This is a genomic window from Bacteroidota bacterium (genome assembly GCA_026391695.1).
Classification (GTDB): Bacteria; Bacteroidota; Bacteroidia; order Bacteroidales; family JAGONC01; genus JAPLDP01.
Genome location: JAPLDP010000003.1, coordinates 1 through 2,567, shown reverse-complemented (window position 1 = coordinate 2,567; position 2,567 = coordinate 1). Strand labels below are relative to the sequence as shown.

The 2,567-nt window shown below is 31.0% G+C and carries 3 protein-coding genes; all 3 read left to right on the top strand.

The genetic code is table 11. The features are described from left to right. The first annotated feature begins 171 nt into the window (after positions 1-171). The 3 genes from NT175_00040 (at position 172) to NT175_00030 (ending at position 2,145) form a co-directional block, all read left to right on the top strand. A complete protein-coding gene (locus NT175_00040; protein ID MCX6233104.1) occupies positions 172-621 on the top strand; it encodes a hypothetical protein in 450 nt (149 codons plus the stop codon). Between the two features lie 193 nt (positions 622-814). Continuing rightward, on the top strand, positions 815-1,678 hold the full coding sequence (locus NT175_00035) for a LytTR family DNA-binding domain-containing protein (protein ID MCX6233103.1): 864 nt from the start codon (positions 815-817) through the stop codon (positions 1,676-1,678). A 155-nt stretch (positions 1,679-1,833) separates the two neighbouring features. Continuing rightward, the gene (locus NT175_00030) at positions 1,834-2,145 is read left to right on the top strand and encodes a hypothetical protein (GenBank protein MCX6233102.1); all 312 of its coding nucleotides are present in this window, start codon (positions 1,834-1,836) and stop codon (positions 2,143-2,145) included. The last annotated feature ends 422 nt before the right edge of the window (positions 2,146-2,567 follow it).

Genomic DNA, 2,567 nt, shown 5'->3' with positions numbered 1-2,567 from the left:
TTATAAAATATTGCTTTCACATGGGTGATCTTATTGATTTACAGACGGCTTCGTTCAACTCGGATTTATCTGCAAATACTATCTTTCTGTTTTTAATATTTATTTTTTTCGTAATTTGCAGATTAAATCCTATTTAGTTAGGCGGTATTGTCTTTAAAAGAAACAAACTTGATGAATAAAATATTAGGACTAAAATTAGGTTGGTTATTTTTTATCTATATTATCATCGATATTCTTTGTGCTGGGGCAGGAATGGGAGTTCCAATCTTTTGCATATTGTTTGGATTTTTAACGGGATGGGGTATCATTAGAATACTATTGTTAAGAACCAATGACTTCAATGAGATTTTAAAAAAATCTATTAAATATGGAATAATAACAACTCTTATTACATTTCTTTTAATGCTAATAATTTGGGGTATAGCAATTATGTTATTTTTCAATCAGAACTATGATTTTAAGAACTTCGGACATCCTCTAATTCTTTATGATCCAAAATTAAGTTTCATTGGATGGCTAGTGCTAATGATTTTGATATCCCCATTATTACAATTACTAACGACAATTTTTTCATTTTATATGACATTGATTATTATTAAAAAGAAAGACAACACCGCCTAACAAGCCGTCAGCCGAGCAATGCGGGTCTTATCGGTAGGGAAAGTTGAATGGAGCTTAAAAACTTGAGAACGAAATTCAATTATAAAGACTGCTAAAACCCGCACTGCGGCTGCATGCGGGGCGTTGTGTGTAATGCAAAAAGTCAGCCTACACTTTATAAGTTTATACCATAGATATTGACTTATTCGATGACATGATTAAAGAATATTTAAACCAACCCTATCCGCAATTTAGGAATAAATGGAAGATAATTATTCCTATTAGCTTATTCATTGCATTATTCATGCTAATCTTTCAACCGTTTGGATTGTCGGAGTATCATAATTCAGATAAAACACTTTTTATAGCCGGATATGGTTGTGTAACCTTTTTTATTTTGATTATTAATTTATTTTTTGTTTCACGGATATTTAAAAAATGGTTCGTTGAAAAATATTGGACCGTATTAAAACAATTATTATGGCTTATTTGGATAATTTTCACAATTGGATTAGGTAATTACCTGTATTCATGTATTTTATTTTCGTTTTGGAGTTTGTATGGATTTTTTATTTTTCAGTTTTATACTTTAGTAGTTGGCATTATACCGATTATTGTTCTTACTATATTGCAGCAGAATATTATGTTGTCCCAAAACTTAAAATCAGCAAAGGACTTTAATAGTAGCTTGATAAATAAAAACGACATAGTAGAAAGACAAATTGTATACTTAATCGCAGATAACCACAAAGATAAATTTGAAATAGAATTATCAAACCTATTATATATCGAGTCAACCGGAAATTATATTGAGATTTTCTATAGTAGAGATGATAAATTAAAAAACACAATTTTGAGATGTGCCTTAAAACGGACAGAAATGCAACTTGATAAATTTCCTTCTTTAGTCAAGTGCCATAGAGCATTTCTGGTAAACATCAAGAAGATTATTCAGGTAAAAGGCAACTCACAGGGGTTGAGATTGATTTTAAAAAACACAGAAACGGAAATTCCCGTTTCACGTAACCTGTCAAAGAGCCTAAAAGATAAAATGAGTGTTTATCGGCAACAGATGTAATTCATCCCTAAAAGTTGCCATTCATATCAACTTTATGCATTTCATCACAAATGTATGCCATGTATCCCTAAAGTTTTGGGTTTAGCTTGTCTTAAAATAATATTGCTGCATGTTTCACTTGTTAGCAAATTATTTTAACTTAAAATTTGAATGAAATGAAAAAGTATTGGATTCTATTAACAGCAGTAGCTCTGATGATTATTGGAGTAGTTTTACATGCCATATTTGGCAATCTTTTTAGTACAGGTACTTATAGTTTTAACTATTTTGCTTCCGGAGATTATGCCATGGGAGTTTTTGCAGCAGGTAAATTCTCGATTGGAATCTTTTCAATCGGTATTTTTTCAATCGGTATTTTTTCAATTGGCATTTTCAATGTGGGGTTATATGCATTAGGCTTATTCGTTTTTGCATGGAGAAAGAGACTTCCAAAGTTGTTTATTAATCAGAACGTAAGCAGCCAGTAGCAATCCTATTAATAATTTTTAATAGAGCGGGTTTGATAACTAATTTAAATCAAACTCGCTCTTAAATCAATTAGATTTAAAATTTGATAATTCCATTTAGTCTTCCAAATAAAAATTACAGCTGGCTTGGGTTTTCACTTTAATTGCTGATGATATTTTGAAGAATTAATTGCACTACACACAATAAATAAGGATTCGTGTGGTCCGCCTGAGGCGGACCCAACATGAAGCCATGTTGCACGAAATCCAGTTCTGGCCGCACATCCTATTAGTTTCTTTATTATCATAGATTTTCACGTTAGTAATTACCCGTATTTTTATTACCTTGATTTACCCTTTTATTATTGCTTACGCTCAGATATACAATAAGATATCGCATTTACCCGTCCGTCTTCTTATTTCTGTATACGGCATATTAAAAA

Coding starts and splice junctions, on each gene's coding strand:
- NT175_00040 (MCX6233104.1), top strand. CDS start 172: ATGAATAAAATATTAGGACTAAAATTAGGTTGGTTATTTTTTATCTAT.
- NT175_00035 (MCX6233103.1), top strand. CDS start 815: ATGATTAAAGAATATTTAAACCAACCCTATCCGCAATTTAGGAATAAA.
- NT175_00030 (MCX6233102.1), top strand. CDS start 1,834: ATGAAAAAGTATTGGATTCTATTAACAGCAGTAGCTCTGATGATTATT.